Origin of the sequence: Methylophaga sp. UBA3613 (genome assembly GCF_002375415.1) — a bacterium.
Taxonomy (GTDB): domain Bacteria; phylum Pseudomonadota; class Gammaproteobacteria; order Nitrosococcales; family Methylophagaceae; genus Methylophaga.
The window spans coordinates 196488-220206 of sequence record NZ_DFLS01000005.1 but is presented as its reverse complement, the minus strand read 5'-3'; the positions used below and the strand labels follow the sequence as shown (position 1 = coordinate 220206).

General features: G+C 45.9%; 22 protein-coding genes. 21 read left to right on the top strand and 1 reads right to left on the bottom strand.

What is annotated here, in order from left to right:
* Nucleotides 1–87: 87 nt before the first annotated feature.
* Nucleotides 88–582, bottom strand: a complete 495-nt coding sequence (locus B3S93_RS06015) for a hypothetical protein (RefSeq protein WP_292354377.1) — start codon at nt 580–582, stop codon at nt 88–90.
* A gap of 199 nt (nt 583–781) precedes the next feature.
* Here B3S93_RS06015 and B3S93_RS06010 point away from each other — a divergent pair, with 199 nt between their 5' ends.
* From B3S93_RS06010 to B3S93_RS05910, 21 genes are all read left to right on the top strand, one after another.
* Complete coding sequence (locus tag B3S93_RS06010) at nt 782–1900, top strand: porin (protein ID WP_292354379.1); 1119 nt, start codon at nt 782–784, stop codon at nt 1898–1900.
* Between the two features lie 46 nt (nt 1901–1946).
* Entirely contained in the window at nt 1947–3170 is a 1224-nt protein-coding gene (gene fmdA, locus B3S93_RS06005) for a formamidase (protein WP_292354381.1), read from the top strand.
* A gap of 16 nt (nt 3171–3186) precedes the next feature.
* Nucleotides 3187–3543 carry an FmdB family zinc ribbon protein gene (locus B3S93_RS06000; RefSeq protein ID WP_292354383.1) on the top strand — a complete coding sequence of 119 codons (357 nt, stop codon included), beginning with the start codon at nt 3187–3189 and terminating at the stop codon, nt 3541–3543.
* A 63-nt stretch (nt 3544–3606) separates the two neighbouring features.
* A complete protein-coding gene (gene urtA / locus B3S93_RS05995; RefSeq protein WP_292354385.1) occupies nt 3607–4857 on the top strand; it encodes an urea ABC transporter substrate-binding protein in 1251 nt (416 codons plus the stop codon).
* Between the two features lie 115 nt (nt 4858–4972).
* Entirely contained in the window at nt 4973–5896 is a 924-nt protein-coding gene (gene urtB, locus B3S93_RS05990) for an urea ABC transporter permease subunit UrtB (protein ID WP_292354387.1), read from the top strand.
* Between the two features lie 14 nt (nt 5897–5910).
* Nucleotides 5911–7077 (top strand): urea ABC transporter permease subunit UrtC, encoded by a 1167-nt coding sequence (gene urtC, locus B3S93_RS05985; RefSeq protein WP_292403603.1) that lies wholly within the window; start codon nt 5911–5913, stop codon nt 7075–7077.
* Nucleotides 7077–7823: an urea ABC transporter ATP-binding protein UrtD gene (urtD, locus tag B3S93_RS05980; protein WP_292354391.1), complete on the top strand. Its 747-nt coding sequence runs from the start codon at nt 7077–7079 to the stop codon at nt 7821–7823. The genes urtC and urtD overlap by 1 nt, the downstream gene beginning before the upstream one ends.
* A gap of 21 nt (nt 7824–7844) precedes the next feature.
* Nucleotides 7845–8534 carry an urea ABC transporter ATP-binding subunit UrtE gene (gene urtE, locus B3S93_RS05975; protein WP_292354393.1) on the top strand — a complete coding sequence of 230 codons (690 nt, stop codon included), beginning with the start codon at nt 7845–7847 and terminating at the stop codon, nt 8532–8534.
* Between the two features lie 120 nt (nt 8535–8654).
* Nucleotides 8655–9533, top strand: a complete 879-nt coding sequence (locus B3S93_RS05970) for an urease accessory protein UreD (RefSeq protein ID WP_292403606.1) — start codon at nt 8655–8657, stop codon at nt 9531–9533.
* Nucleotides 9534–9560: 27 nt separating this feature from the next.
* Nucleotides 9561–9863 (top strand): urease subunit gamma, encoded by a 303-nt coding sequence (ureA, locus tag B3S93_RS05965; protein WP_292354397.1) that lies wholly within the window; start codon nt 9561–9563, stop codon nt 9861–9863.
* Nucleotides 9864–9874: 11 nt separating this feature from the next.
* Nucleotides 9875–10183 (top strand): urease subunit beta, encoded by a 309-nt coding sequence (locus tag B3S93_RS05960; RefSeq protein WP_292354399.1) that lies wholly within the window; start codon nt 9875–9877, stop codon nt 10181–10183.
* A complete protein-coding gene (gene ureC, locus B3S93_RS05955) occupies nt 10180–11898 on the top strand; it encodes an urease subunit alpha (protein ID WP_292403609.1) in 1719 nt (572 codons plus the stop codon). Before B3S93_RS05960 ends, ureC begins: the two co-directional genes overlap by 4 nt.
* A gap of 23 nt (nt 11899–11921) precedes the next feature.
* A complete protein-coding gene (gene ureE / locus B3S93_RS05950) occupies nt 11922–12422 on the top strand; it encodes an urease accessory protein UreE (RefSeq protein ID WP_292403612.1) in 501 nt (166 codons plus the stop codon).
* Nucleotide 12423: 1 nt separating this feature from the next.
* Nucleotides 12424–13104 (top strand): urease accessory protein UreF, encoded by a 681-nt coding sequence (locus B3S93_RS05945; protein ID WP_292354405.1) that lies wholly within the window; start codon nt 12424–12426, stop codon nt 13102–13104.
* A 16-nt stretch (nt 13105–13120) separates the two neighbouring features.
* Complete coding sequence (gene ureG / locus B3S93_RS05940; RefSeq protein WP_292403615.1) at nt 13121–13729, top strand: urease accessory protein UreG; 609 nt, start codon at nt 13121–13123, stop codon at nt 13727–13729.
* Nucleotides 13730–13753: 24 nt separating this feature from the next.
* Nucleotides 13754–14323, top strand: coding sequence for a HupE/UreJ family protein (locus tag B3S93_RS05935; protein ID WP_292403618.1), 570 nt, complete (start codon nt 13754–13756; stop codon nt 14321–14323).
* A gap of 236 nt (nt 14324–14559) precedes the next feature.
* On the top strand, nt 14560–17946 hold the full coding sequence (locus B3S93_RS05930) for a hybrid sensor histidine kinase/response regulator (protein WP_292403621.1): 3387 nt from the start codon (nt 14560–14562) through the stop codon (nt 17944–17946).
* Nucleotides 17939–18892, top strand: a complete 954-nt coding sequence (locus B3S93_RS05925) for a response regulator transcription factor (protein ID WP_292354412.1) — start codon at nt 17939–17941, stop codon at nt 18890–18892. The genes B3S93_RS05930 and B3S93_RS05925 overlap by 8 nt, the downstream gene beginning before the upstream one ends.
* 109 nt (nt 18893–19001) lie before the next feature.
* Nucleotides 19002–19877: an MOSC domain-containing protein gene (locus B3S93_RS05920; protein ID WP_292403624.1), complete on the top strand. Its 876-nt coding sequence runs from the start codon at nt 19002–19004 to the stop codon at nt 19875–19877.
* A 144-nt stretch (nt 19878–20021) separates the two neighbouring features.
* Nucleotides 20022–21224 carry a tetratricopeptide repeat protein gene (locus B3S93_RS05915; protein WP_292403626.1) on the top strand — a complete coding sequence of 401 codons (1203 nt, stop codon included), beginning with the start codon at nt 20022–20024 and terminating at the stop codon, nt 21222–21224.
* Nucleotides 21225–21259: 35 nt separating this feature from the next.
* Nucleotides 21260–23632: an EAL domain-containing protein gene (locus tag B3S93_RS05910; RefSeq protein WP_292403629.1), complete on the top strand. Its 2373-nt coding sequence runs from the start codon at nt 21260–21262 to the stop codon at nt 23630–23632.
* Nucleotides 23633–23719 lie beyond the last annotated feature (87 nt).

Here is a 23719-nt window from a genome sequence, read left to right as displayed (position 1 = left end):
AAGCTGTGACTGCAATAGTTATGCCCTAAATCCCGGCGAATCCCTAATGCAGCCCGCTCCAGGCCATTCAGATGTGATTTTCAACAGTTACTGTTGTAACAAGGCAGCCCAGCCTTTTTTCTGCATACAGCCCAATAAGCCGCGGGTAACCAGACTCATATTCGCTTCAGGGGAGTGTTCTTTACCTAATTCCGCTGTGCAGGCTTCACTGTCATTCATTAGTTTTTCCGGTCCAGCACCCGCTCGCCACCATGAATTAACCTGTAATTTTTCCATGGGATCAACGGGTTTATCGTCAATTTCTGCCATGGCATCATCCGCTATCGCAATGGTTTTGCTTTCACCACGACTCAGTGGAATCAAGGGCTTATCTGCACTAACGACTAACCAGCCTTGCTGCTGCAGACACTGATCAATTTCTTTTTCAGAAGCTGACTCTGATTCACAGCGCTCTTTTTCACTTTGAAAATCTGTCGCAGTAGCGCCTCGTTTATAACTGAATTCTCCTCCACAACCTGAAACAACTAACAAGCTGCTGAACAAAATCAGCGAACCGATTACGTGAATGCTTTGGCGTTTCATTTTTCCTCCTTAACAACCTGTTATTTGAAAGTGTGTTCTCAGAGTAACTGAAACCCTACGTAACCCATGTACGCAATTTGACGTATTTAAGCACTAGACCCAGCTGACTAGTATGGCTCTCGAACTTAATGGTTGATGAGCACCGAGGCGAATTCAACAACAACGCTTTAATTCTGGTGAGTTTTTCGGGAGAAGAAAAATGAAAAAAATGAACAAAGTCGCATACCTGGTCGCCTTGGCCACAACCGCTACTCTTGCCCCTGTGGCAACTAGTCATGCTGCTGGCACGATTACCTTTGGTGAAGATCAATATGTCAGTGTTGGATTTGGTATGCGTGGCAGCTATAGCAATCTTGAAGATGCGGCAAATGATGGCGGCAATTCTAATGATTTTGAACTGGACAGTGCCCGTTTGTATGTTTCAGGTTCATTAAATAAATACATCAAAGGTATGTTCAACTCTGAAAAATCAGGTGGTAATGATTCTTTCCAGATTATTGACGCTGCCGGTATTTTCCAATTTACCCCAGATATGGCGATTTGGGCAGGTCGTTTCCTGTCACCAAGCAGCCGCGCCAATATGGCTGGGCCTTACTACACATCAGGTGATGGTTATTGGGCAAACATTACAGCTCGATATGGCTGGAATGGCGGCACTATCGGTCGTGATGATGGTGTGGCTTTAGTTGCCACGGCATTTGACCAACGATTGGCTTATTCATTCGGTGCTTTTGAAGCCGACAAGATTTTTGAATTTAGTGGTGTGGGAGACGTTACCGATAATGCCGATCAAGACGATGACCTGATGTATGCCGGGCGTTTGCAATACAGCTTCTGGGATAAAGAGCCAGGTTATTACGGTACAGGTAACTATCTCGGTACCAAAGATATTTTCACTATAGGTTTGGCAGGCCGTCATAAAGGCGATGGTTCAGCTTCAGCAACTGAAGTTGGTGATTACTCTCAATGGACAGTGGATCTTCTGGTAGAGAAGAAACTTGCCGCGGGTGCGGTATCTCTTGAGGCCGCCTACTTCGACTATGACACGGATGATGTCTTCCTTTCAGAGCAAGGTGAAGCCTATTACGTCAGTACCGGCTATATCTTCAACCAAAGAGTTGGTTGGGGCCAATTTATGCCATTCGTTCGCTACCAAAGTTTTGATTCTGATGCTGGCGAAACCGAGCGTACAGATTTTGGGGTGAACTACTTCATTGATGGCTACAACGCATCCGTTACCGCCGTTTATCGCGACCTGGAAAGAGAAGGTTTAGCGGATCAAGATCAATTCGTCGTTTCAATGCAGCTGCAATTTTAATCCAAATATTACCTATCAAAACGTTTCTTCAACGTAGGAGATACCGATGAAAACCTTAGTAAAACTTGATTTAGATAAAAAACCCTGGGAACAGGACGGTCAAATCCATAATCGCTGGCATCCCGATATTCCGATGATTGCCATGGTGAAACCGGGTGATGAATTCCGGGTGGAATGTATGGATTGGACCGGTGGCCAGATCGGTAACAACGACAGTGCCAATGACATTCGTGATGTGGACTTGTTACAAGTCCACTATCTCAGTGGCCCAATTGGTGTTGAGGGTGCAGAGCCCGGTGACTTGATGGTGGTAGACATTTTAGATGTCGGCACTTTTGAAGATTCACAATGGGGGTTTAATGCCTTCTTCTCCAAAGAAAATGGCGGTGGATTTTTAACGGACCACTTCCCTGAAGCGCGTAAATCCATTTGGGATTTCCACGGTATTTACACCACTTCACGTCATGTGCCGAACGTTAAATTCGCCGGCATTATGCATCCTGGTTTGATTGGTTGTTTGCCATCGAAAGAAATGTTGGCGGAATGGAACAAACGTGAAGCTGAATTGATTTCAACCGAACCAGATCGTGTGCCTCCTCTGGCATTACCACCTAATGAACAGGCTGCTGTGATGGGCCGTTTGAAGGGTGATGAAGCGTCTAAAGCGGCAAAAGAAGGTGCTCGTACCGTACCACCGCGTGAGCATGGCGGTAACTGCGATATCAAGGATTTGACCAAAGGTTCAAAAATCTACTTTCCGGTGTATGTGAAAGATGGCGGTTTATCGATGGGTGACCTTCACTTCTCTCAGGGTGATGGCGAAATCACGTTCTGTGGTGCTATCGAAATGGCCGGCTATATCGATATCAAAGTCAGCCTGATTAAAGATGGCGTGAAGAAATACGGTATTAAAAATCCACTGTTCAAAAACAGTCCTTTAACACCGACTTACAGCGATTTCCTGATGTTTGAAGGGATTTCAGTCGATGAACAAGGTAAACAACATTATCTGGATGTTCATGTTGCCTATCGTCAAGCCTGTCTGAATGCCATCGAATATCTGAAGAAATTCGGTTACACCGGTGAGCAAGCACTATCCATTCTAGGTACCGCCCCAGTTCAAGGTCATATTAGTGGTGTGGTGGATATTCCGAATGCATGTGCCACATTGTGGATCCCAACAGAAATCTTTGATTTCAATATTAACCCTACGGCAGATGGCCCATCGCAATTTGTCACTCAGGGTTTTGATTTAAGTTCGACTTCTTAAGACGGGATATCACGTTATGCCGATATATGACTACCGATGTGAGCATTGTGGCGATTTCACCGCGCTTCGCAAAATGAGCGAAGCCGGTAACTCGGTGGAATGTGTGGAGTGTGGCGAGATGGCGGTGCGGATTATTTCCGCCCCCTATCTCGCCTTGATGGACCGAAACACTCGGGTGGCCAAAGAACGCAATGAAAAGTCTGCCCATGAACCTAAACAAGTGCGACGTTCCAGCTGTGGTTGCTCAGGAACGCACACGTGTAAAACCGATTCCACCGATAAAGCCAAAACGGCAGCACAGGCCAAAAGCAATCCCAACGGCCTGATGATGCAGACAAAGAAAACCGCAAGACCCTGGATGCTCGGACATTGAGCGCCAAGAAAAACCGTTCGGAACAACGCTGTTCACTCTAAATTTGCTAACAGGAGATACACGATGAGTTACTTCAGTCGACGAAAATTTTTAGGTAAAACCGGAGCACTGTTAAGTGCAATGGTGGCTGCTGGATTTATTACCAGTAGTGCAATGGCAGCGGATTATCCGACTGCTGAAGTCAACACAACCGGACTTGCAGTGACAGATGACACTGTAACAGTAGGGATCTTGCATTCATTAACCGGCACCATGGCGATCAGTGAAACCGGTGCCCAGGAAGCGGAAAAGCTGGCTATCAAACAGATCAATGAAAGTGGCGGTATCCTCGGCCGCCAGATTGAGATCATTCAGGAAGATGGTGCCAGTGACTGGCCAACATTTGCTGAGAAATCCAGAAAGTTACTGGTGAATGATAATGTAGCGGCAGTTTTCGGTTGCTGGACATCGGCATCACGTAAAGCGGCTTTGCCAGTTTTTGAGAAAGAAAACGGTTTGTTGTATTACCCGACTTTCTATGAAGGACTGGAACAATCCAAAAACGTTATCTACACCGGTCAGGAAGCTACCCAACAGATCCTTGCTGGTCTGGACTGGGTTGCTGAAGAAAAAGGTGCCAAAACGTTCTATCTGATTGGTTCGGACTACATCTGGCCACGTACTTCAATGAAGATCGCTCGTATCCACATCGAAAAAGTACTTGGCGGTAAAGTGGTCGGTGAAGAGTACAAACCTTTAGGTGATACTCAGTTTGGTTCAGTTATCAATAAAATCCGTTTGAAAAAGCCTGACGTTATCTTCGCTGCTGTTGTGGGTGGTAGTAACGTGGCCTGGTTCAAACAGCTGAATGCTGCCGGTATTACAGCAGATAAACAAACGCTGTTGACCCTGTCGGTGACCGAAGATGAAGTGTTGGGTATCGGTGGTGAAAATCTGGAAGGCTTCTACTCTGTTATGAAGTATTTCCAAAGTCAGGACAATCCGAACAACGTTGCATTTGTAAAAGCATTTAAAGAAATGCACGGCGAAGACAGCGTTATCGGTGATGTGACTCAGGCCGCTTACCTTGGCCCATGGTTATGGAAAGCAGCAGTCGAGAAAGCTGGAAGTTTTGATGTGGATAAAGTTGTCGCCGCATCTGAAGAAGGTGATATCGAGCTGACTACAGCGCCTGAAGGTTACGTCAAACTGCATCCTAATCATCATTTATGGAGCAAAACCCGTATCGGTAAATGGAACAAAGACGGTCAGGCAGAAGTGGTTTATACCTCTGATCTGATTGAGCCAAACCCATTCCCAGAAGGTTACCAATAAATCGAAATAGAACGTTCGCAAAAGCAGGCTGGTCGTTGACCAGCCTGCCAAGTGACAGAAGAGCGAAAGGTTGTCCAACCTTTGATTAACGAGTAAATGTTACGGAGTATCCGTTATGGGTGAGTATTCAATACAGGAATTGACTTCAATTCTAGCCATGCAGGGCTTTGCCGGGTTCAGCCTGTTCAGTGTGTTACTGCTGATGGCGCTTGGATTGGCAATTATTTTTGGACAAATGGGCGTAATCAATATGGCCCATGGCGAATTTATGGCGATGGGAGCCTACACAACTTACCTTCTCTCCGTAGTGACGGAAACCTATTTTCCAGCATTCATGGATTACTACTTTTTATTAGCAATATTAGTTTCATTCCTGGTAGCCGGGCTATTTGGCTACATCACAGAATTTGTGCTTATCAGGCATCTTTATAAACGCCCTCTGGACACCTTACTGGCAACTTGGGGACTGAGCCTGATTATGCAACAGTCGTTTCGTTCAATTTTTGGAGCACGAGAAGTCAGTCCAGCCTTACCGGATTGGTTGATGGGGTCCTGGATGCCAACAGAAACGATATTTATTCCAATTAACGGCATGTTTGTATTAGGTCTGACTGCATTGGTCACTCTCGGTGTGTTTTTGCTGATGTATCGCTCCAGCTGGGGGTTGAATGTTCGGGCTACTACACAAAATCGGGTTATGAGTGGTGCCGTCGGTATTAATACCAAACAGGTTGATCGATTGACCTTCGCGCTGGGTTGCGGTATTGCCGGTATCGCCGGTGCAGCATTTACTACCATTGCGTCCACAGGACCGACATCAGGTTCTTTATATATCGTTGATACCTTTATGGTTGTTGTGTTTGGTGGGGCAGCCAGTCTGTTCGGCACCATTGCCTCAGCGTTCACCATTGCGCAGGCGCAATCCATTCTGGAGTTCTTTATCAGCGGATCTATGGCGAAAGTATTTACCTTGCTGGCTTTGGTCATCATTTTGATGATGCGTCCTGAAGGTTTGTTCTCAATCAAAGTTCGTAAATAACCAGCAGGAGATAAATGATGAATTTTGTCTATGAGCGATTTTTAGGTGGTAAGAGTGGGGCGATTGCCATTGGTGTTCTGGCACTGCTGATTTTAGTGGTGTTGCCTCTGGCACTAGACTTGTTCCGGTTAAATCTGGTCGGAAAATATCTGACCTACGCGTTTGCAGCGGTCAGTCTGGTGTTGTTGTGGGGGTATGGCGGTATTCTCAGTTTGGGACAGGGAATATTTTTTGGACTGGGTGGTTATGCGATGGCCATGTTCTTGAAACTCGAAGCCTCTGACCCAGAAAGTACTAGTATTCAGACTACACCAGGCATTCCAGACTTTATGGACTGGAATCAGTTGACCGAGTTACCGTGGTTCTGGATTCCATTTGAAAGTTTCACGTTTACCTTAATAGCTATCCTTCTGGTGCCGTCGATCTTTGCCTTTATCATCGGTTATTCGATGTTCAAACGTCGAGTTGGTGGGGTTTACTTTGCCATCATCACGCAGGTTATCGCTGTGATTCTAACGGTGTTAATTGTGGGGCAACAAGGGTTTACCGGTGGTATTAATGGTATTACCGATTTGAGAACCCTAAATGGATGGGATATACGTGCCGATTCTTCTAAATATATCCTTTATTTTATCAATGCCATTTTGCTGTTAGGCGTCATTATGGTGAGTAAATTCATTCTCACCAGCAAACTAGGACAACTGCTTCTGGCGATGAAAGACAAGGAAGATCGAGTGCGTTTTTCAGGGTATGACGTCTCAAACTTCAAAATCTTTGTATTTTGTGTTTCAGCCGTCATTGCGGCCATCGGTGGAGCGATGTTTACCTTACAGGTAGGCTTTATGTCTCCGTCTTTTGTCGGCATCGTGCCTTCGATTGAAATGGTTATTTTCGCTGCTGTCGGTGGCCGAATGTCCTTGGTGGGGGTGGTCTACGGTACATTGCTAGTGAATTACGGTAAAACGGCGTTTTCTGAAACTTTCCCTGAATTATGGTTATTCCTGATGGGCGGGTTGTTTATCGCAGTGGTGATGTTCTTCCCGAATGGTTTGGCGGGTATTTACAACAAATATGCCCCTAAAGTGAAGTTTCTAAAGCCATTATTTGATAAACCAGTGCAATCAGAAAAGAAATCTGCCACGAAGATTGAATCTGAAGCCACCACCGAGGGAGCTAAATAATGACGACTACAACAGATTTTTTGCTGGCAATTGAAGATCTCACGGTTTCATTTGATGGCTTCAAAGCAGTCGATACGTTAACAATGTATATCGATAAAAACGAATTGCGAGTGGTTATCGGCCCAAACGGAGCGGGTAAAACCACCTTGCTGGATTTGATATGCGGCAAAACCAAATCCAGTTCCGGTTCGATCAATTTTAAAAACAAAGAAATGACCAAGATGGCCGAACATGAAATCGTTCGGGCGGGTATTGGTCGTAAATTTCAAACGCCATCTATCTACGAGAACCTGACGGTGTACCAAAATCTGGAAGTTTCTTATCCAGAAGGACGTGGGGTATTTGGCAGCCTGTTTTTCAAGACCACTGAACAAGTGATTAAACGCGTTAATGAGGTGGCCAAAGAAATCCAGCTGGAAAACTTTCTTGAGACTGAAGCGGCGATTCTCAGTCATGGTCAGAAACAATGGCTGGAGATTGGCATGTTACTGATGCAGGATCCGGAATTATTGATGCTGGATGAGCCAGTCGCCGGGATGAGCGCCAAAGAACGCGATGAAACCGCCGAATTGCTCAACCGGATTTGCCAGAATCGATCCGTGATAGTGATTGAGCATGATATGGAGTTTGTGAAAAAAATCGCCCGTAAAGTCACCGTTCTGCACCAAGGCAAAATCCTTGCTGAGGGGACGATGGACAATGTTCAGGCGGATGAAAAAGTCATTGAAGTCTATCTTGGGCATTGATTTTAAGCTGGGAGATTAACCATGTTTGAAGTAGAAAATTTACAAGTAAGTTACGGCCAGAGCCAGGTTATTCATGACATCAGCTTTAACGTCGCTAAAAATGAAACGCTGGCCATTATGGGACGCAATGGCATGGGTAAAACCACGTTATTCAAATCCCTCATGGGGATCCTGCCCAGTCAATCAGGTAAAGTCAGTATCGAAGGGACTGACGTTGGCAGTATGGAAAGTCACAACCGTGTTGCCAATGGGATTGCTTATGTGCCACAGGGAAGAATGATTTTTCCAACATTAACGGTGCAGGAAAATATCGAAACCGGTCTGCAGGTGTCGAAAATGAAACATATTCCTGATGAGATATTCGCCTTGTTTCCCGTATTACATGATATGCGTCACCGCAAGGGCGGTAACCTTTCAGGTGGTCAGCAACAACAGTTGGCGATTGCCCGTGCTTTGGTGACCAATCCAAAAGTATTACTATTGGATGAACCGACGGAAGGTATTCAGCCTTCAATCATCAAAGATATTGCCAAGGTCTTAAATGAAATTCGTAAAATGCGTGAAATCACCATTATCGTTTCTGAACAGGTGTTGAGTTTTACGATGGAAGTGGCAGACCGTATTATTGTGATTGAAAAAGGTAAGTTCATTCATGAAGATATGCGAGCCGACGTTGATGCCGACACGATAAAGAAATATTTGACGGTTTAAGACAAATATTATTAGGTTCTGTTGATATTTCAGGTTTACAACAAAGGCAGCTATGAAAGACCAGCAGATCCAGGCAGACAAATATGCTTATCAATGTCCAACATGAAGGAGTGTGTTGGCATGAATGTTCGCTCAGAATTAACACAACAAATTGATAAACCGGTAATTAATCAGTTGATGACTGGCTGGGATGCCAGTCTCAAACTGCTGTTCGATAGCCGCTCCAACAAAACCATCCTTGCCCGCCGTCAGCATCATGGGCCGTTGGTGATTCAGAAAATTCTCTATCCTGAAGGCGCTAATCCTGCCCATGGCGTTATTATCCACCCTCCCGGGGGTGTGGCAGGTGGCGATAATTTGCAATTGACGGTGCAAATGCAAACTGAATCATCTGCACTGTTGACCACCCCGGGTGCCACCAAATGGTATAAATCAGCCGGTCGCCAAGCCAGTCAGAAGATTGAGATGACGATTGATGATAATGGCCAATTAGAATGGCTGCCACAGGAAAATATCGTATTTGATGGCGCTGATGTCGCGCTTAATACTCAGGTTACTCTTAGTGAAACAGCAGTATTTGCTGGCTGGGAAGTCGTTTGCCTGGGCAGGCAGGCCAGTGGTGAACGTTGGGGTAGCGGGCGTTTTCGTCAAAAGTTATTGATTAAACGTGAAGGCAGGTTAATCTGGAATGAATCTGCATTACTGGATCCCGATAGCAGAGTACTGCGTTCAATGGCCGGATTACGTAATCAAGTGGTTTTTGGCAGTTTTGTGGTGGCCGCTGGCACTACGCCGGCAGAGATCCTGCAAAGCTGTCAGGACATTCAGATTGATTCTTCAGCGGATTATGGCGTTTCAGCACTGCCGGATATATTCACCGCACGTTATATTGGTCCCTGTGCCCAGGAAGCCAAAATATATTTTGAAAAATTATGGCACTGCCTGCGTCCGTGGTATGGCAAGCGATCAGCTATCCGGCCTCGCATTTGGGCTACCTAGACAAAGATAAACAAGGTTGAAAAAGCAATGGAACTGACTCCTAGAGAAAAAGATAAATTACTTATTTTTACTGCGGCACTGGTGGCCGAGCGACGAAAAGACCGAGGCCTGAAACTGAATTACCCTGAAGCTGTTGCCTATATCTCGGCGGCGATTATGGAGGGGGCACGAGATGGCCGAACGGTTGCGGAACTAATGGACTATGGTGCGACTTTACTGACATTGGATGATGTGATGGAGGGTATTGCTGAAATGCTGCCGGAAATTCAGGTCGAAGCCACCTTTCCTGACGGCACCAAACTGGTCACCGTGCATAACCCAATTATCTGAGGACACTGACTATGATTCCCGGAGAAATGCGAGTAAAAGCGGGCGATTTACAGATGAATGTAGGTCGTGAGGTGATCACCATTGATGTTTCCAATAGCGGCGACCGGCCGGTGCAGATTGGATCGCATTATCATTTTTTTGAAGTCAATGATGCTTTGCTGTTTGAACGCGAAAAGGCTTATGGATTTCGCTTGAATATTGCTCCGGGTACAGCTGTCCGCTTTGAGCCCGGCCAGACCCGCACGGTCGAATTGGTTGCGTTGTCCGGTTTGCGTCAGGTTTACGGTTTTGCCGGCAGAGTTATGGGAGCTTTATCATGAGTCTGAAAATTGATCGGCAAGCCTATGCCGAAATGTTTGGTCCGACAGTGGGCGACAAAATCCGGCTGGCCGATACAGAATTATGGATTGAAGTCGAACAGGATCTCACCACCTATGGTGAAGAGGTTAAGTTCGGCGGTGGCAAGGTCATCCGCGATGGCATGGGGCAATCACAGAAAGTCTCAGTTGAAGTTGCTGATACCGTGATTACCAATGCCCTGATAGTCGATGCTGTTACCGGCATTATTAAAGCAGATGTGGGGCTTAAAGATGGGCATATCTGGGCCATTGGCAAAGCCGGAAACCCGGACATTCAACCTGATGTAACCATACCATTGGGTGCCGGTACCGAGGTCATCGCCGGCGAAGGCATGATCCTTACCGCAGGGGGTATCGACAGTCATATTCACTGGATCTGTCCGCAGCAGATTGAAGAAGCCCTTATGTCTGGGATCACCACCATGCTGGGTGGTGGCACTGGACCGGCTACCGGGACCAATGCCACCACCTGTACGCCGGGACCATGGCATATTCACCGCATGCTGGAAGCTGCCGAGGCCTTTCCAATGAATCTGGGTTTTTTCGGCAAAGGCAATGTGTCGCAGCCTGAGCCAGCCAGAGAACAGATCGAAGCTGGCGTTATCGGCCTGAAATTGCACGAAGACTGGGGTACCACCCCTGCTGCTATCGATAATTGTTTATCGGTGGCCGAAGAGATGGATGTTCAGGTAGCCATCCACACCGATACGCTGAATGAATCAGGTTTTGTTGAAACCACGATAGCGGCCTTTAAAGATCGCACCATTCATACCTTTCATACTGAAGGTGCTGGCGGAGGGCATGCGCCGGATATTATCAAAGCTATCTCAGCCGAGAATGTTATTCCGTCGTCCACCAATCCCACACGACCATTTACCATCAATACCATTGATGAACATCTGGATATGTTGATGGTGTGCCATCATCTGGATCCTTCGATTGCTGAAGATGTGGCGTTTGCTGAATCGCGTATCCGCCGGGAAACCATTGCTGCAGAAGATATTCTTCACGATACCGGTGCGTTTGCCATTATGTCTTCTGATTCGCAGGCGATGGGGCGGGTTGGTGAGGTGGTGATTCGCACCTGGCAGACTGCGCATAAAATGAAAGTACAGCGAGGTCCTTTGAAAGAAGATGCCGAGCGTGGTGATGGTGATGCAGATAACTTCCGGGTGAAACGTTACATTGCCAAATACACCATCAATCCGGCGATTACTCATGGGTTTTCCCATAAAGTCGGTTCCATTGAAGCCGGTAAATTTGCTGATTTGGTGTTATGGCGCCCTGCATTTTTTGGTGTGAAACCGTCGCTGATATTAAAAGGCGGCATGATTGCCGCAGCAGCAATGGGCGACCCCAATGCATCAATTCCCACACCACAGCCGGTGCATTATCGGCCGATGTTTGGCAGTTTTGGCAAAGCCTTAAAAACCTCTTTAACCTTTGTTTCAGAAGCGGCCTTGGCCAATCCTGCGGTCGCAGCACTGGGATTACAGAAACCGCTGGTGGCAGTGAAAAACTGCCGTAATATCGGTAAAAAAGATATGGTGCTCAACAATGCTACGCCCAAAATTGAGGTGGATCCGGAAACCTATCAGGTGTTGGCAGATGGTGAATTATTAATCTGCGAACCGGCGACTGAACTGCCTATGACGCAGCGTTATTTCCTGTTTTAGCAATTTATAGGCAAGGTTCAAAAATGTTATCGATTTCCACCAAACTGGATCATATTCATAGCGATACGGTCATTGCCGATGTGGTCAGTCTGAGTTTCGATTTACGCCAGAAAAGCCGTATTCGTGTGACCTTGCAATCAGGCACGGAAGCCGCGTTATATATGCAGCGTGGCACGATTTTACGTGGAGGCGATTTTCTGCAGGCGGATAGCGGTGAAATTATTGAAGTAATTGCTGCCGATCAGGCCGTGATGAAAGTAACTGCTACCACCTCAAAGGCTTTAACCCGAGCCGCTTATCATTTGGGGAACCGTCATGTTCCGCTGGAAATTGGTGATGGATGGCTGAAGCTGGAAACGGATTCAGTTCTCAAAGATATGTTGTTGGGGTTAGGTGTGCAGGTTGAAGAATTACAAGCACCTTTTGAACCAGAATCTGGAGCCTATGCTGGCGGTGGCGGACATCACCATCATCATGATGAACATTCACATGATCATGTTCACGCACATGGACATAGTCACTAAGATGAGTTCAGCGTCGCTTTCCCGTCTGTTACAACTCGCCAGCCCAATGTTGCCAGTGGGTGCCTACAGTTATTCACAGGGACTGGAATGGGCAATTGAATCCGGTGAGGTGATCGATATTGAATCATCGAAGCAGTGGATAGGCGATGTGCTGTCGATCTATTTTGTAAACTATGAATTACCGGTTTTGTTGAGGTTATATAAGGCCTGGCAGCAGATGGATGGTCCACAGATACAATACTGGGACGAGTATTATCAGGCCGGTCGCGATAGCAGTGAAGCATTGGCTGAAACGCGGCAGATGGCCTATTCGTTACTACGGTTGCAACGTGATTTAGCTACCTGGCCCCCACAAATCGTCTTATTAAGCGGCACCCTGCAACAACCGGCTTTTCCGACTATTTATTCAGTCAGCGCCCTGTGCTGGGAGATTTCGCTTAGCGATATGTTGCATGCCTATGCCTGGTCTTTTCTGGAAAATCAGGTCAGTGCGGTGATGAAAACCGTGCCTTTGGGACAGGTGGCAGGACAACGCATTTTGTCAGAGTTAGCGATGACCTTGCCTGCTTTAGTCGATCAAGCCATGCAATTACCCGATGACGATATACAGAATTTCTGCCCAGCACTGAGCATTGCTGGCTGTCGACATGAAACCCAGTATTCCCGTTTATTTCGTTCATGAATAAGAGAAAAACAAAATGAAAGAACCTTTACGAGTTGGCATCGGTGGTCCGGTTGGTTCCGGTAAAACAGCCTTAACGTTGGCCTTATGCAAGCGACTACGCGACAAATACAATATTGCTGTGGTGACCAATGATATTTATACCAAGGAAGATGCCGAGTTTTTAACCCGTAATGAAGCGTTGTCAGCGGATCGGATTATTGGGGTCGAAACGGGTGGATGTCCGCATACTGCCATCCGCGAAGATGCTTCGATGAATCTGGAAGCCGTGGCTCAACTCAGTAAACGTTTCGATCCGTTGGATATCGTGTTTGTTGAAAGTGGTGGCGATAATCTGGCTGCGACGTTCAGTCCGGAACTGTCGGATCTGACTATTTATGTGATTGATGTGTCCGCTGGTGAAAAGATCCCGCGTAAAGGTGGTCCGGGCATTACCAAATCAGATTTGCTGGTGATCAATAAAACCGATCTGGCCCCATTGGTCGGGGCTTCTTTGGAAGTAATGGATCGTGATTCCAAACGTATGCGTGGTGAACGGCCTTTTGTATTCAGTAACCTTAAGCAGGAAGACGGTCTGGATCAGATTGTGGCGTTTATTGAAAAACAGGGACTGATGTTGAATTAACCGTTTAACCAAGAGGGAAAAGAAATGAAAAAAATGCTTTTAACGATACTGGGTATAGTCGCTTTTCCAGCCATTGCTTTTGCTCATCCCGGACATGAGATGGCTAACTTTGCCAGTGGATTCAGCCATCCGTTTACGGGTATTGATCATTTGCTGGTGATGCTGGCGGTAGGTTATTGGGCCGGAAAGTCTCAGTCTTCTGCACGATGGCAGGTACCGATGCAGTTTGTCATGTTTATGCTGTGTGGTGTGGTACTGGGTGCAGTGATATCCGGGCTGGCAGTTGTTGAAGTAGCGATTGCAGTCAGTTTGTTGGCAATGGGCTTGGTGATTTTACTCAACACTTCAATTAATCGATTCTGGCAACTGACATTAACCACGGTCTTTGCGTTATTGCATGGCTTTGTTCATGGTCAGGAATTGGTTGCTGCAGGCAATGGCCTGGCAGCTGTAGCGGGTATGGTGATGGCGACCATGATTCTGCTCGCCACGGGTGTTTACCTTGCCAGTTTTAAAGATCAACTGGGACTGTTCGTACAACGTGCCTTTGCGACATTGTTAACGTTGAGCGGAGCATATTTGTTAATAATGTAAACAGTTACGAACAGCAGGGACAAGTGGACCGGTCTGTCTTTCAGGTAAGTGACTGAAAGGATAGATCGGTCCTAGCTTTATTAGCGTTGAAAAAAACAATACGTAATACTACGTAGATAAAAAACCGCTGCTCGTACATTATGATGTTATTGGGTAAGTTACACCCAGCGCATTTAATCTGGAGCATGGATATCCATCAATCGGTTGGGCTAAATGTATCAGGAAGTGAAGCTTTGATGGATTCATCAGAACATAATGCACCACAGCGTATTGTCAAAATTCGTCGTGATTACAATACCTGGGTCGCTAATGAAACGCTGGAAGACTATGCGCTGCGTTTCACACCCCACTCTTTCAGAAAGTGGTCAATTTTTCGTGTCTCCAATACGGCACTGGGTGCTATTTCCTTTCTGGTTCTGGAGGTTATCGGCGGTGCATTAGCTGTCAATTTTGGTTTTGTGAATGCCTTTTGGGCCATTCTGACCATTAGTCTGATTATCTTTATGACCAGTTTGCCCATCAGTTATTATGCCGCCAAATACGGCCTGGATATGGATTTGCTGACCCGCGGTGCGGGATTTGGCTATATCGGTTCTACTATTTCTTCATTTGTCTACGCGACCTTCACCTTTATTCTTTTTGCGCTTGAAGCCGTGATCATGGCGTACGCCCTGAGCATGTATTTCGACCTGCCAATCTATGTCTGGTATTTGATATCGGCGGTGGTGGTGATTCCATTAGTGACCCACGGGGTGACTTTAATCAGCCGGATTCAGATGATCACTCAACCGATCTGGCTGTTCCTCATGGTGCTGCCATTTATCTTTATTTTCGCCAAAGAACCCGATGCCATTCGGGGCTTGATGAGTTTTGCCGGCAGCTCCGGTTATGACAGTACGTTTAATATTTACATGTTTGGTACTGCCATTGCCATTGGTATGGCATTGATCCCTCAGGTGGGTGAGCAGGTCGACTTTCTGCGATTTATGCCGGAAAAAACCCAAAAAAACCGTTTTCGTTGGCATTTAGGAGTCATATTCGCCGGTCCGGGCTGGATTTTTATCGGCATGATCAAAATGTTTGCCGGGGTGTTATTGGCTTATCTGGTGTTAAATGGGGCAAAGTCGGTTGAAGAAGCCGTTAACCCCACCTATATGTACCATGTGGCATTTAGCTATGTTTTCTCCAACGCGGATGTATTGCTGGCGGTCACAGTATTTTTTGTGGTGCTGTCACAAATCAAGATCAATATCACCAATGCTTACGCTGGTTCACTGGCCTGGTCCAATTTCTTTGCCCGCCTGACCCACAGCCATCCTGGCCGTGTGGTGTGGTTATTATTCAATGTGTTGATAGCCACCATGCTGATGCTGCTAGATGTGTTTCAGGCACTGGAACAGATTTTGGGACTATATTCGAATATTGCTATTTCCTGGATCACGGCTGTAGTAGCCGATCTGGTGATTAATAAACCCCTGGGTTTAAGTCCCAAAGGCGTCGAATTCCGCCGGGCCTATCTATATGACATTAATCCGGTTGGGGTGGGGGCAATGGCCATCGCCTCTTTGTTTTCAGTGTTGGCTTTTGTCGGCGTGTTTGGTTTGGAAGCGCAGTCATTTTCATCTTTTATCGCCATGTTTACGGCGTTAATTTGTTCTCCATTATTTGCCTGGTGGACCAAGGGAAAATATTACCTGGCGCGCCAGCCGTATAAGTTTCATCCCGGCAAAACCAAAGAAATCTGCAGTATTTGTGAGCGGGAATATGAAATTGATGACATAGCCTATTGTCCAGCCTATCAGGGTGCTATCTGCTCATTGTGCTGTTGTCTGGATGCTCGCTGCAATGATGCTTGTAAGCCACATGCCAAACTGGATTCGCAGTGGCAGGCGGCCATGACAAAACTGTTGCCTAAATCCTTGTGGGGCTATATCCAGAATGGTGTAGGACATTACATCCTGCTGATGGGGATGACGGTGTTACTACTGGCATCCATTTTTGGATTGATCTATCTGCATATATCGCTGACCACCACGGACAACGCAGCGCAGATTTTGCCTGAAATACAAGTGGGTTTTCTCAAGGCTTTTGCCGCCCTGGTTCTGGTCAGTGGCATTATTGTCTGGTGGCTGATTCATACCTCGCAAAGCCGCAATGTGGCACAGCAGGAATCCAACCATCAAACCAACTTGCTACAGCGTGAAATCATTTTACATGAACAAACCGATGCTGAACTGCAGCAGGCTCGTGTTATTGCAGAACAGGCAAATCAGGCTAAAAGTCGCTATATCACTGGTATCAGTCATGAGTTACGTACCCCATTAAACAGCATTCTGGGCTATGCCCAATTGATGGATAACAATGCTGATGTAACGACAGAAAATAAAAATGCCATTAAAGTCATTCTGCGTAGCGGTGAGCATCTGCTGTCGTTGATTGAAGGTACTTTGGATATTGCCCGTATAGAAGGTGGAAAGCTGCAATTTGATATCAAATCACTGCGTTTTCCTGAATATATCCAGCAAATTATCAGTATGTTTGAATTGCAGGCGATTAATAAAGGGCTGAAATTTGAATATGAGATCAGCTCGGATTTACCTCGTATTGTGCGTGCTGATCACAAACGTTTAAGCCAGATATTGATTAATATCATTGGTAATGCAGTGAAATACACCAGTGAGGGGGCTATTTATCTGCGCTTTAACCATGCCCGCGAATTTCTATCGATAGAAGTTGAAGATACCGGCCCGGGCATCAAGCAATCCGAACTGGATCATATTTTTGAGCCGTTTATTCGGGGCAGTGCGGCGCAGGGAATCGGTGGTACCGGATTGGGACTGACGATCAGCAAGTTGCTCACTGAGTTGATGGGCGGTGTTTTGCATGTTGAAAGCCACGTAGGCAAAGGCACCACATTTTTTGTCCGACTGTTTTTACCCTCAGTGCGGGTCGAAGAAGATTTGCCGCTTATCTCCACCCGAATGCCAGTGGGTTACCGGGGACCGCGGCGTAAATTACTGGTGGTCGATAACGAACCGGTGGATCGGGAACTGCTGTTAAATATTCTTGAGCCGCTGGGGTTTGACGTCAGAGAAGCCGCATCGGGAGCCGAATGTTTACGGATTTATCCGGACTTTCAGCCCGAAATCATTTTTATGGATTTAGCTATGCCGGAAATGGACGGTTGGGAAACCTGTCATCTGATCCGTAATGTACATAAGTCTGATGTCAAAATCGGCATTATTTCAGCCAATGCCTTTGATAAAAACCTGGAAAATTCATCGGGTATTACTGATAAAGACTTTATCCTGAAACCGGTCAATCTATTTGAACTGATCAACTGGATTGGCGAACGATTGAATCTGCAATGGATCGAGAGCAAGGAAGAACTGGTATCAGAAACTTCCGTGGTGGAATATTCACTGCCCCCGGTTGAGGTCTTAAATAACTTGCTGGAGATGATCAACATGGGCTATCTGGTCGGCGTCCGTAAACTGATTACCGAGATTGATGAACAAGGACTGGCCTGCGAACAGTTTGTTAGTGAAATACGCCAAATGTCTGAAAAATTTCAATTAGGCACCATGAAAACCTTTATAGAAGAGAAATTAGCTAATGTCTGAAAGCCCGCTTAATGCAGTAGTGCTGGTGGTCGACGACACCCCCGATACGCTGGCGCTTTTACATGATGCTTTGGTGGAATCCGGTTATACCGTTCTGGTGGCTGATAATGGTGAATCCGCATTAAAAATCAGTCTGGACGCAACACCGGATATTGTTCTGCTGGATGCGTTAATGCCAGGTATGGATGGTTTTGAAGTTTGCAGGCACCTTAAGCATGATCTGAATACCCGCCATATTCCGGTGATTTTTATGACTGGTCTGACCGAATCCGAGCATGTGGTCGCCGGGTTCTCAGCAGGAGGCATCGATTATGTGACCAAACCGTTGAGCCCTGTCGAAGTTATTGCCCGGATTAATACCCATTTGAAAAACTCCCGTTTGATCAATCAGACACAGGGCGCTCTGGATGCATTCGGTCAGGCTGCTATTGCGGTATTACCGAGCACCGGCAAAATTGTCTGGCAGACACCTCTGGCGCGTCAGTTGATTGAAAAATATATGAGTCATGAAGACGATCTTTTGATTCAGGATACCCCCGAAGCCTTGCAGGATTGGGTGTTGCAGTTACATCAGGGGGGAGAAAGACGGTTACGTCCTTACATTGTGCATAAACCCACCGGGCGACTTATTTTTAACCCTGCTGATCTGCAAAGTGAAGAGCAATGGCTGATCCTGTTACGAGAAGAGTCTGAAACCGCACAGATTGAAGCCTTGAGAGCGGTATTCAATTTAACCAATCGGGAGTCGGAAGTATTGCACTGGGTGATCCTTGGCAAAACCGACAAAAGTATTGGTGAGATTCTCGGTACCAGTCCACGTACCGTCAATAAACATATGGAACATGTGTTTACCAAACTGGGAGTGGAAACCCGTACAGCAGCGGCTTCGTTGGCCGTAAATAAACTGCGTTCACTGACGGGCAGTAATAGCTTCGGCACAGAATAACTGTTTCAAAACGTCTCTATTTCCGGATGGCTCTGCCATAAAATAATAGCGTGCATTACAACGACGTGAGCATGAAAAACTGAACGTATCGAATCTTTCAGGAGCATTCATGATCAAAGTAGGAACTGTAAAACAAATCTGGCGTTATCCGGTGAAAGGTATGGCGGGAGAAAGCCTGAACTATTGCCATCTTGGCGATATGGGCTTGCAAGGCGATCGTATCTGGGCGTTGCGTGATGTGGCACGTCAGGAAATTCAAAGCTGTAAATTCAGGCCCCAGTTATTACGTTGTGTTGCTCGTTGTCGCAGTACCCAGATGACCGGGGCACATGATCAGGTCGATATTCATTTTCCGGATGGTCGTGTTGTAGGCAGTGACGATCCCCAGATCCATAGTTTGTTATCTGAATTAACCGGCCATAATTCGACCCTTGAATCGCTGAGGCCCCTAGCCGAGCTGGATTTTTATCGGCGGCATAAAAAAGATGACCATACCTGGCTGGAAGAATTAAAAGCCACGTTTAATCGAGAAGCCGGTGAACCCTTGCCAGAGATCCTGGATGATTTGCCATTAGCAGCAAAGGATTTTGTGTCTCTCCCAGGTACGTTTTTTCTGGTGACATCTTTTCACCTGCTCACCACTGCGACGCTAGCCCATATGCAACAACTTAATCCGGAAGCCGATTGGGATGTGCAACGCTTTCGTCCCAATCTGGTGATTGAAACGCTGCCCGGTATGGAAGGACTGGTTGAACAGGCATGGATTGATAATAAACTACGAATTGGTCGTGCCACCATTGCATGCAATAGCAGCACACCACGTTGTGGGGCAGTGACCCGATCTCAACAAAAACTGGAATCGGACAGCAGCATATTACGCAGCATTGTGAAACAAGCCGATCAAAATCTGGGTGTTTATGGAGCCATCAAACAAAGTGCAGTAATTCAGCTAGGGGATGAGGTTTTTCTGCAAAACGCGTCATGATTTGCAATAGAACAGACTTGAGATTAGATATAAAGACAGCTGATAAGCGATCAGACAATTAATGTCCTACATAAATAAAGGAAATTTACCCAAAATTAGATTAACCTACATTAATACATTCTAATTTGATGTTGAAGGTTAAAATTGCAACGACTGGCATTAACTCTGCTTTTTAGCAGTATGCTCTTTGGCTGCGCTGGTTATCAGCCAAAGGATATTTTTGCGCAATCCAGAGAGTGGCTAGCACAAACCAGTGATGGGGCAGCGGCAAATTACGATGATGAAATTGAAGTCTTATTTGCCCAGCCCTATATCGATCCGCTTACCGATTATATCAATCAGCATATTGATGATGAACGTCGTGCCGAACCACTACGAAAGGTCAGTGCAGAACGTAAAGTTCGCTGCCAGGAAATTGCCGATAAATATCTCACTCGACCACTTACCCAAGAGTCATTGAATCTATATAAGGCGGGATACAGCTACTCCTGCCCGAAAGATGTGGAACAGTTTGCTGTGAGACTGGCCGAAGCCAACAAACAAGCACCCACAGCATCTTCTCAAGCCGAACCTCCCGTCTCTGATGAAAAAGTGGTGGTGGATAAAGCCATTGTTTCAAATGTGAATAAAGAACAGTTAAACGACTGTTATTTGTTAACAACCATCAGCAATTTTCGTGAAGCCAAACAGGCCTGTCTGCCACCGGCAAACAAGGGCGATGTGCGCTCCCAGTTAAATATGGCGGTTATTCATAAAGCTCTGACGGAATATTCACAATCTCTGCAATGGGCGGAGAAAGTTGAGCAGGATTCACCACGCGCACGTTATCTTATTGGTGAGATCTACGCTTTGGGACTTGGTGTGCAACAGGATTATCAAACCGCTTTTGAATGGTTTGAGAAATCTGGGCAGGATGGTTATGCCGAAGCACAACATATGCTGGGTTTATTTTATGAAATGGGTAAAGGCACCCAACAGAATAAAGATCTGGCGCTCAAATGGTTTCAACGTGCGGCCTTAAATAACTATGTTCCGGCCAAGCACTCGCTGGGAGCGTTGTTAATTCAACAAAATAAAAATCCAGCGAGCATCACACAAGCAGAAAAATGGCTGATTCAAGCTGCTCGTGCTGGATATGCTGAGTCTTCCTTACTGATGGGGCGACAGTTACAACAAAGTGACCTTACTGAGAAAAAAGCCAAAGCGGTCATCTGGTATGAAGTAGCCCAACAACAAGGTTCAGCCGAGGCAGAAAAGCTGGCGGAAAATCTTCGCCCTCAAGTGAATCCTGAGGCTATTAATCTGGCTCGACAGCAAATTCAACGCGTTCTTGACGGTCAGAATTAAGGGCTTTTAAGGATGTATAAAATGGTCATCATCTGATGCTTCGTTCATTACTGGTCGATTCTTCCAAAAAACTCATCCTGTGGATGTTGTTTATGCTGGTCATCCTGTTTATTGCCGGGATGTGGATTTTATCGTCACTGAATCTGAATTATTCGGAAGATACCATTGGCGAAGTTCGCCAGAAGCAGATTGAAGAGACTTTTTTCAGTAATCTGAACAAAATTGTCCAAACCCAAAGTGCATTGGAACGTGACACCAATGGCTTAGCGCGTATCGGCAGCCTTTTTGCAGATTTATTTGCTTCAGAAAGTAACTCTCAGGTGTTAAATGCCGAGTTAGGCATGATGTTACAGGACAAGTTGAAAGACTTTGAAGGCACATTAGCGGTCGGGATCTGGTTTGATCCAGAATACGTCAGCCTGAAAGGACAGCCGATATCACGCTATGTATTTCGGGATAAAACGAACAGCATCCAAGTATTAACTGAATCAAGTTCCCGACTCTTAAGCATTGAGCAACAACAATGGTTCGATTTGGCAGGTATTGCTGTTAAAGACAAAACGAAAATTGAAGGCAATGAAATCCATTGGACACCAGCTTATTACAATGAAATCACGGACAGTGCCGTGTTAACGCTGATAAAACCCATTTTGAACAGCCAGCAGCAAGTGGTTGGTTATGCCTCAACAGACTGGGAAGCGAAACAGATAATTGATCTCGTCAGTCAGGTCAGCATCACGCCAAATACCTTTGCCCTGTTAATCGATAAAAATAAACGCAAATTATCCAGCTTGAGCAGATTAAATAATGAACGTTATGCCCAGAAGATCATTGACTCGGTAATGAGCCAGGATTTTATTAAACTGGCATCCAACAACGCTATTTCTCAGCTTAAATCCCAACAGCAAAAAGCCCTGCTGCAAACGCATCAGTTTGCTGTTGAAGATATCGAATATGTGCTTTATGCCGCGACCACACCGGCTCAGATGCTATTTGCAGTGGGCGTGCCCAAGAATGAAATTGATGCGGTTATTGCCCCGATGCGGGTGATTAATCAACGGATCCTGATTGCAACCAGTATTGTCATTTTGCTGCTATCGGCTTATCTGGTCTATCGTATTGCTTTGCTGATGCAGGAGTTGCAGGCCTCCTATACCGATCAGCTGACGGGTTTACCTAACCGGGCAAGGTTATTACTGGATTTGCAGCAACATCAAAACTGCACCTTAATTCTGGTGAATATCGATCGGTTTCGAGAATTAAACAGTATCTTTGGAAATGATTGTGGTGATGCGGTTTTGCAAAGCCTAACCACTAACATTGGGGCATTTTGTCAGGATTATAATCACGCTGACAGCGCCAAACTGTATCGCTTATCAGGTGATGAATTTGTGCTGTTGGGTTTTGATTGGTCCAAGGAGTTTCTGACTGGATTCCTGAGGCAGTTAAGTGACTTTCTGCAAGAGCAGCAACTGCAATGGCAGGATCAGGATATCAGCATAACGGCAACCCTTGGTGCAGCAGGTCAGCATGATGCCGACCCTGACAAAGACAGCTCACCGGATATATTGATCAGTTACGCCACAGCCGCATTAAAAATTGCTCGTGATAAGTCACGGCATTATGCGATCTATGACAGTAAGCAAGATGTAGAGCGTATTTATGAACAAAACCTGTTCTGGGCCAGACAACTAAAACAAGCATTACAGCAAAACCGGATTGTTCCGTGGTTCCAACCCATAATGGATAATCAAAGTGGTGAGATAACCAAATATGAATGCCTGATCAGAATGATTGATCCAGATGGGCAGGTTATCAGTCCCGGTGTATTTTTGCCGGTGGCCAGTAATTTACGTCTGGATAGCATGCTGACACGGGTGATGGTGGAAAAATCGTTCCAGAAATTTGCCGAACTGGATTACGAATTTTCTATTAATCTTTCCTATCGTGATTTACTGGATACCGAATTAACCCAGTTTATTTTTGACCAGCTCAAAACCTATCAGGTTGGAAAAAGGTTAATTTTCGAAATCCTTGAATCCGATGGTATTGATAATTACAACGAAGTCCGTCGGTTTATCGATAAAGCCAAAGGCTTTGGCTGTAAAATTGCCATTGATGATTTCGGCACAGGCTACTCGAACTTTGAACATTTGCTGCGTCTCAATGTGGATCTCATCAAAATCGATGGTAGCCTGATAAGAAATCTCAATGATGATCAATCAGCCATTATTGTTACCCGTGGTGTAGTGCAATTTGCCCGTAGTCTCGGCATTAAAACCGTTGCGGAATTTGTTCACTGCGAAGCCGTACAGAAACAAGTCCAGGCACTCGATATTGATTTTTCCCAAGGTGCCTATTTCAGCATGCCTAAGGCAGAACTGGTTGAAACACCAAAGATGATGTAATAACGCTTATTCTGAATGGCAGCTTGAATACAACAATCAAATTTAGCCTATTGATTACGCTCAGTCGCAATATTTAGGTACACTGAC

Coding starts and splice junctions, on each gene's coding strand:
- B3S93_RS06015 (WP_292354377.1), bottom strand. CDS start 582: ATGAAACGCCAAAGCATTCACGTAATCGGTTCGCTGATTTTGTTCAGC.
- B3S93_RS06010 (WP_292354379.1), top strand. CDS start 782: ATGAAAAAAATGAACAAAGTCGCATACCTGGTCGCCTTGGCCACAACC.
- fmdA (WP_292354381.1), top strand. CDS start 1,947: ATGAAAACCTTAGTAAAACTTGATTTAGATAAAAAACCCTGGGAACAG.
- B3S93_RS06000 (WP_292354383.1), top strand. CDS start 3,187: ATGCCGATATATGACTACCGATGTGAGCATTGTGGCGATTTCACCGCG.
- urtA (WP_292354385.1), top strand. CDS start 3,607: ATGAGTTACTTCAGTCGACGAAAATTTTTAGGTAAAACCGGAGCACTG.
- urtB (WP_292354387.1), top strand. CDS start 4,973: ATGGGTGAGTATTCAATACAGGAATTGACTTCAATTCTAGCCATGCAG.
- urtC (WP_292403603.1), top strand. CDS start 5,911: ATGATGAATTTTGTCTATGAGCGATTTTTAGGTGGTAAGAGTGGGGCG.
- urtD (WP_292354391.1), top strand. CDS start 7,077: ATGACGACTACAACAGATTTTTTGCTGGCAATTGAAGATCTCACGGTT.
- urtE (WP_292354393.1), top strand. CDS start 7,845: ATGTTTGAAGTAGAAAATTTACAAGTAAGTTACGGCCAGAGCCAGGTT.
- B3S93_RS05970 (WP_292403606.1), top strand. CDS start 8,655: ATGAATGTTCGCTCAGAATTAACACAACAAATTGATAAACCGGTAATT.
- ureA (WP_292354397.1), top strand. CDS start 9,561: ATGGAACTGACTCCTAGAGAAAAAGATAAATTACTTATTTTTACTGCG.
- B3S93_RS05960 (WP_292354399.1), top strand. CDS start 9,875: ATGATTCCCGGAGAAATGCGAGTAAAAGCGGGCGATTTACAGATGAAT.
- ureC (WP_292403609.1), top strand. CDS start 10,180: ATGAGTCTGAAAATTGATCGGCAAGCCTATGCCGAAATGTTTGGTCCG.
- ureE (WP_292403612.1), top strand. CDS start 11,922: ATGTTATCGATTTCCACCAAACTGGATCATATTCATAGCGATACGGTC.
- B3S93_RS05945 (WP_292354405.1), top strand. CDS start 12,424: ATGAGTTCAGCGTCGCTTTCCCGTCTGTTACAACTCGCCAGCCCAATG.
- ureG (WP_292403615.1), top strand. CDS start 13,121: ATGAAAGAACCTTTACGAGTTGGCATCGGTGGTCCGGTTGGTTCCGGT.
- B3S93_RS05935 (WP_292403618.1), top strand. CDS start 13,754: ATGAAAAAAATGCTTTTAACGATACTGGGTATAGTCGCTTTTCCAGCC.
- B3S93_RS05930 (WP_292403621.1), top strand. CDS start 14,560: ATGGATTCATCAGAACATAATGCACCACAGCGTATTGTCAAAATTCGT.
- B3S93_RS05925 (WP_292354412.1), top strand. CDS start 17,939: ATGTCTGAAAGCCCGCTTAATGCAGTAGTGCTGGTGGTCGACGACACC.
- B3S93_RS05920 (WP_292403624.1), top strand. CDS start 19,002: ATGATCAAAGTAGGAACTGTAAAACAAATCTGGCGTTATCCGGTGAAA.
- B3S93_RS05910 (WP_292403629.1), top strand. CDS start 21,260: ATGCTTCGTTCATTACTGGTCGATTCTTCCAAAAAACTCATCCTGTGG.